Source organism: Noviherbaspirillum denitrificans (assembly GCF_002211445.1).
GTDB classification, from domain to species: Bacteria; Pseudomonadota; Gammaproteobacteria; order Burkholderiales; family Burkholderiaceae_D; genus Noviherbaspirillum; species Noviherbaspirillum denitrificans.
Map to the genome: position 1 here is coordinate 2,613,925 of NZ_LSTO01000001.1, position 5,818 is coordinate 2,619,742.

A 5,818-nucleotide genomic window follows, 5' to 3' on the forward strand; every position below is an offset into this window, starting at 1 on the left:
TGCCGCGAGTATCGTCGGCTGCATGGTGCTCTCCTTTCTATGGGTTGGAGAAACATCGTACGAGCTTGCTTCGCAGCGCAACAGGTGCAACGCGCCGGAATTGTTACCGTGACAGCGGCCGTTCCGGCAAACTGTACTGGTCGAAAAACCCCTCAACTGTATCTTTGTGCCGTACTGCGGCACCTGCACAATCACTTCATGTCCGATCAGATCAACCTCTACGAGCACCTCGCCGACGAACTGGCCGCGCTAATCGCCGGCCGGGTCTTCGCGCCCGGCGACCGCCTGCCGTCGATCCGGCACCTGGCGCAGCAGAAGCGGCTGTCGATCAGCACCGTGATGCAGGCGCTGCGCCTGCTGGAAGACCGCGGCCTGGTGGATGTGAAGCCGCAGGCCGGCTATTACGTGCGGCACCGTGCGCGCTCGCTGGTGGCGATGGAGGATGCGCGCGACATGAAGGGGCCGACCTACGTCGGCATCAATAACCTGCTGATGGAAGTGCTGCGCGCGATGAAGGCACCCGGGGCGCTGCCGCTCGGGCTGTCGTGGCCGCCGGACGATTTGCTGCCGGTGCGCCGCCTGCAGCAGGTAATGAGCACGGTGGCGCGGCGCAGCCCGGAACTGCTCGCGCAGGACGGCTGCTTCGACACCAACGAACAGAACTTCGTGCGCCAGGTGATCCGCCGCGCGGTGGACTGGGGACGCATCAACCCGCAGGAAATCATCGCCACCAATTCCTGCACCGAGGCGCTGAGCCTCGGCTTGCGCGCCGTCGCCAAGCCCGGCGACACCATCGCCATCGAATCGCCGACCTACTTCGTGCTGCTGCAGCTGATCGAAAGCCTGGGCATGAAGGCGCTGGAAATCCCCACCGACCCGAAGACCGGCATCTCGATCGACGCGCTGGAACTCGCGATGCGCGAGGGCCTGGTGCAGGCCTGCATGCTGGTGCCGAATGCGAACAATCCGCTCGGCTGCATCATGCCGGAGGCGAACAAGAAGCGGCTGGCTGGCCTGCTGGCACGCTACGACATTCCGCTGGTGGAAGACGATGTCTACCGCGACCTGTGCTTCCCTTCCGAGCGGCCGTGGCCGGTGAAGGCCTATGACCGGTCCGGCCATGTGTTGCTGTGTTCGTCCTTCTCCAAGGTAGTCAGCCCGTCGGCGCGTGTCGGCTACATCGTAGCCGGCCGCTATACCGAACAGGTTGCCTACCTCAAGAACGTGTCGAGCGGCGGCACCAACCATTTCACACAGGCGGTGCTGGCCGACTTCATCGGCAGCAGCGCTTATGACAGCCAGGTGCGCAAGATGCGGCGCGCGATGACCGAGCGCATTGCGCGCATGTCGGATGCGGTGTCGGAACACTTCCCGGAAGACTGCTCCGTTTCCTCGCCCCAGGGTGGATTCGTGCTCTGGGTACAAATGCCGGATGAGGTGGATGCGCTGGCCCTGCACCGCAAGGCGATTGAAAAGGGCATTGCGTTCATGCCGGGGCAGCTGTTTTCGGCATCGGGGAAATTCGGCAACTGCATCCGCCTGAATTGCGGAAATGCATGGAGCGCAGACATCGAGAATGCTATCCGGACCGTGGGTGAACTCGCGGCAAGACAGCTCGACGAAGGGACTGTCACGACGGTGCAGGAAGCGGCACGCGTGCTTGCGTTTTCACAGCGATAAACACGCATTCCGCCGCAAAGTGTAAAGCCGGCGAACACGCCATTCCATCCGCTTTTTCCGCCATTTCGTCGCCACCATCAACATTTCGTCGCAAACCCCTCGCCCGTACCGCCGGCAATGGCTATAGTGGCAACGGTTTTCATTCCAGGAGAACGTTGCATGCATCCCGTCGTCCTCAAGCAAGTCGGCAAGACTTACCATCTCGACGCCGTCGATGTACCGGCGTTGAGCGATATCAGCCTGGAGATCCGCCCCAACTGTTTCACCGTGATTTCCGGCCCCTCCGGCAGCGGCAAGACGACGCTGCTCAATATCATCGGCTGCATCGACCGGCCCGACCATGGCGAGATCGTGGTCGCCGGGCAGGACGTGCAGAAGATGTCGGATGACGCGCTGTCCGATTTCCGCGCGCGCCACCTCGGCTTCATCTTCCAGAACTTCAACCTCTTGCCGGTGCTCACCGCCTACGAGAATGTCGAATACCCGCTGATGCTGACGAAGATGCCGGCCGCGCAGCGCCGTGAGCGCGTGCTGGCCCTGCTCGATGCGGTGGGACTGGCCGACCGCGCCGGCAACCGGCCCGGTCAACTGTCCGGCGGGCAGCGGCAACGCGTGGCGATCGCGCGTGCCCTCGCACCTGCACCCAAGCTGGTGCTGGCCGACGAGCCCACCGCCAACCTCGACAGCCAGACCGGCGCGGCCATCATCGCGCTGATGCGCAAGATGCAGCGCGAGCACCACGTATCCTTCGTGTTCTCCTCGCACGACCCGCAGGTGCTGGCAGAGGCCGACGACGCGGTCTTCATCCGCGACGGCCGCATTACCAGCGTTGAACGCCGCACAGAGGTGCCCGCATGAACACCCTTTCGCTCGCCCTGCGCAACCTCTTGCGCAACCGCCGCCGCTCGCTCACCACGCTGCTGGCGATGATCGTCGGCCTGGTGGCCATCCTGCTGTTCGGCGGCTACAGCCGCAACGTGATCCTTGCGATGCAGACCGGCTATGTGCAGGTCCACGGCCACTACCAGATCCAGCGCAAGGACTATTTCCTGTACGGCAGCGGCAACCCGGCGGCATACGGCATTCCCGATTACGAACGCGTGATCGAGACCGTCAAGCGCGATCCGGTGCTGGCTCCGCTGCTGACCGTGGTCACGCCGAAAATGCAGCTCGGCGGCATCGCCGGCAATTTCGCCGCCGGCGTATCGAAGACGGTGATCGGCAGCGGCGTCGTGGTCGACGACCAGAACCGGATGCGCGCCTGGGACGACTACGGCAGCATGAGTTATTCGCGCCCGCTGGCGCTGACCGGCACCGCACAGGACGCCGTCGTGATCGGCCAGGGCGTCGCGCGCATCCTTCAGCTGTGCGGACCGCTCGAGGTGCCGAACTGCCCGCAGCAGGCGAAAAAGGCGGAAGCGGCAGGTCCCCAGGCACCGGACGACATCACCGCACTATCGACGCTGGAAAAGCCCGCCGAAGCGCAGGCCGGCGGCACGGCGATCGAACTGCTCGCCGCCAACCTGCACGGCGCGCCCAACGTGGGACGCCTGAACGTGGTGAAGGCTGAGAACCAGGGCCTGAAGGAAGTCGACGACATGTTCATGGTCATGCATCTGCCGCAGGCGCAGCGACTGATCTATGGCGGCGAGAAGCCGCAGGTCACCGCGATCCAGCTGCAGCTGCAGCACACCAGCCAGATGCCTGCTGCCAAGGCGCGGCTGGAGGAATTGCTGGCGACGACTTTCAAGGACGCACAGCTGGAAATCCAGGCCTTCCAGACGCTGGCGCCGATCTATGGGCAGACCATCCAGTTCTTCAATTCGGTGTTCGGCTTCATTTCCATCCTGATCGGCGTGATCGTGCTGTTCACGGTCGGTAATACGATGAGCATGGCGGTGGTCGAGCGTACGGTGGAGATCGGCACGCTGCGCGCGATCGGCCGGCGGCGCGGTGGCATCCGCGGCATGTTCGTGTGCGAGGGCCTGCTGCTGGGTGTGATCGGTTCCCTGCTCGGTGTGGCGATCGCGCTGCTGTTTTCCATGCTCATCAACAACAGCGGCCTGACCTGGACGCCGCCCGGCTATGTCTATGCTTATCCTGTGAAGACCCGCGTGTGGGGCGAGACCGGCCTGATCCTGGGCAGCGTGATCGGCATGGTAGTGGTGGCCGTGGTGTCGGCATGGTGGCCGGCCAGCCGCGCGTCGAAGATGGTGATCGTGGACGCGCTGCGCCATGTATGAGGACAAGAACATGAAGATGCGAAGAATGACGCTCATTGCGCTGGCAAGCGCCCTGCTCCACTTGCCGGCAATCGCCGCGCCCGATGCGCAGGCGATCCTTGCGGCGAGCGACGCGGTGCGCAATCCCGGCTATGCGTTCGGACTGACCACCACGCTGATCGAGTACCGGAGCGGCAAGCAGACCGACACCAGCACGCTCGCGGTCTACTCGAAGGAAGACAAGAGCGGCGGCCAGTTCCGCAGCCTGATCCGCTTCGTGACGCCGGCGCGAGACGCCAACAAGCTGATGCTCAAGAACGGCAACGACCTGTGGTTCTACGATCCGTCCAATAAGGCCAGCATCCGCATTTCGCCGCAGCAGCGATTGCTGGGCCAGGCGGCCAATGGCGACATCGTGACGGTCAACCTGGCGAAGGACTACAAGGCGGCACTCGCCGCCGAGGAAGAGACGCAGGATGGCGAACGGCAGATGCGGCGCTGCTACAAGCTGGCGCTATCGGCGACCAGTGCCGACGTCACCTATCACCACATCGAGATGTGGATCGACGTGACGAACAACCGGCCGGTGAAGGCGCGTTTCTACACCGAGAGCAACCGCCTGCTGAAGACCGCCTACTATCGCAAGTTCCAGAACCAGCTTGGCGAGGAACGTCCGACCGAGACGGTGATCATCGACGGCCTCGATCCCAACTGGGTGACGGTGATGCGCTTCTCGGATTACGCGAAACGCGACGTGCCGGAAGCCTGGCTGCAGCGTGATTACCTGCCGCGCTTCAAACCCGAATGATGCGCCGCCTCGCACTGCTGCTGGCGCTGGCCGCCAGCGGTGCATCCGCGCAGGATGCAGATTTCGATGCATTGCGGCTGGCCGACGAGGCGCAGGCGGAAGTCGTGCGCGCGTCGGACTGGTCGGCCTTCATCGAGGGCGCAACCGGACGCGCGGTGCTGCGCAGCGGTGTGTCGTCGTGGGATCAGCGCCTCTCGCTCGACGTGCAGGTCGACAAGCGTTTCGCGCCGGATTGGCGCGTGGTGTTCGCCGACCGGCTGGACCTGTTCTGGCAGGACGAGCCGACGCGCCAGCACGGCATCAACACGCTGAAGGAGGCCTATCTCGGCTGGCAGGCGCGCGACGACCTGCTGTTCGACCTCGGGCGCATCAACGTGCGCAACGGCGTGGCGACCGGTTACAACCCGACCGATTACTTCCGTGCCGGCGCCAACCGTTCCATCATCTCGGCCGATCCCGCCAGCCTGAAGCGCAACCGCCAGGGCAGCGTGATGCTGCGCGGGCAAACGCTGTGGGACAGCGGCTCTTTCACCGGGCTGTATTCGCCCAAGCTCGCGTCACAGCCGAGCGCGGCGGCGCTCAACCCCGATGTCGGTGCCACCAACAACCGCGACCGCTGGCTGTTCGCGGTGAGCCAGAAGCTGTCCGAAGGCGTCACGCCGCAGTGGCTGCTGTACAAGGAAGAAGGCTTGCCGCCGCAGGCCGGCGCCAACCTGTCGCTGCTGGTCAACGATGCGACAGTGGCCCATGTCGAATGGTCGGGCGGGCGCAGCCCGTCGCTGCTCGCGCAAGCCGGCATGCGGGCGGACGACACGGCATTCCGCAACCGTGTCAGTTCCGGCCTCACGTTCACCGCCGCCAGCAAGTTGTCGCTCACGCTGGAATACCAGTACAACGGCGCCGGCCTTGATGACGGACTATGGAATGCACTTCCGCGCACATCGCTGCCCGCCTATGCGCGCTATCGCGGCGTGCTGCAGAACCTGCAGGAAATGCCGACGCGGCAGGCGGTCTTCCTGTACGCCACATGGCAGGATGCACTGCTGCGGCGCCTCGACCTGAGCGCGATGCTGCGCCATAACCTGGCCGACAGCAGCCGCCTGTCGTG

5 protein-coding genes are annotated in these 5,818 nt (G+C 64.5%); all 5 read left to right on the forward strand.

Annotated elements, in window-relative coordinates; translation table 11 throughout:
• The first annotated feature begins 198 nt into the window (after window positions 1-198).
• The gene (locus AYR66_RS12770) at window positions 199-1,680 is read left to right on the forward strand and encodes an aminotransferase-like domain-containing protein (RefSeq protein ID WP_088707784.1); all 1,482 of its coding nucleotides are present in this window, start codon (window positions 199-201) and stop codon (window positions 1,678-1,680) included.
• A 159-nt stretch (window positions 1,681-1,839) separates the two neighbouring features.
• Complete coding sequence (locus tag AYR66_RS12775; protein ID WP_088707785.1) at window positions 1,840-2,538, forward strand: ABC transporter ATP-binding protein; 699 nt, start codon at window positions 1,840-1,842, stop codon at window positions 2,536-2,538.
• Window positions 2,535-3,923: an ABC transporter permease gene (locus tag AYR66_RS12780; protein ID WP_088707786.1), complete on the forward strand. Its 1,389-nt coding sequence runs from the start codon at window positions 2,535-2,537 to the stop codon at window positions 3,921-3,923. The genes AYR66_RS12775 and AYR66_RS12780 overlap by 4 nt, the downstream gene beginning before the upstream one ends.
• A 16-nt stretch (window positions 3,924-3,939) precedes the next feature.
• A complete protein-coding gene (locus AYR66_RS12785) occupies window positions 3,940-4,710 on the forward strand; it encodes an outer membrane lipoprotein-sorting protein (RefSeq protein ID WP_088709790.1) in 771 nt (256 codons plus the stop codon).
• Window positions 4,707-5,818: hypothetical protein (locus AYR66_RS29570; protein ID WP_206047160.1), on the forward strand; the 1,112-nt coding region annotated here is incomplete at its 3' end. The genes AYR66_RS12785 and AYR66_RS29570, both read left to right, overlap by 4 nt.

Bases quoted from the DNA above. Each gene is read 5' to 3' on its own strand.
- AYR66_RS12770 (WP_088707784.1), top strand. From the start codon at position 199: ATGTCCGATCAGATCAACCTCTACGAGCACCTCGCCGACGAACTGGCC.
- AYR66_RS12775 (WP_088707785.1), top strand. From the start codon at position 1,840: ATGCATCCCGTCGTCCTCAAGCAAGTCGGCAAGACTTACCATCTCGAC.
- AYR66_RS12780 (WP_088707786.1), top strand. From the start codon at position 2,535: ATGAACACCCTTTCGCTCGCCCTGCGCAACCTCTTGCGCAACCGCCGC.
- AYR66_RS12785 (WP_088709790.1), top strand. From the start codon at position 3,940: ATGCGAAGAATGACGCTCATTGCGCTGGCAAGCGCCCTGCTCCACTTG.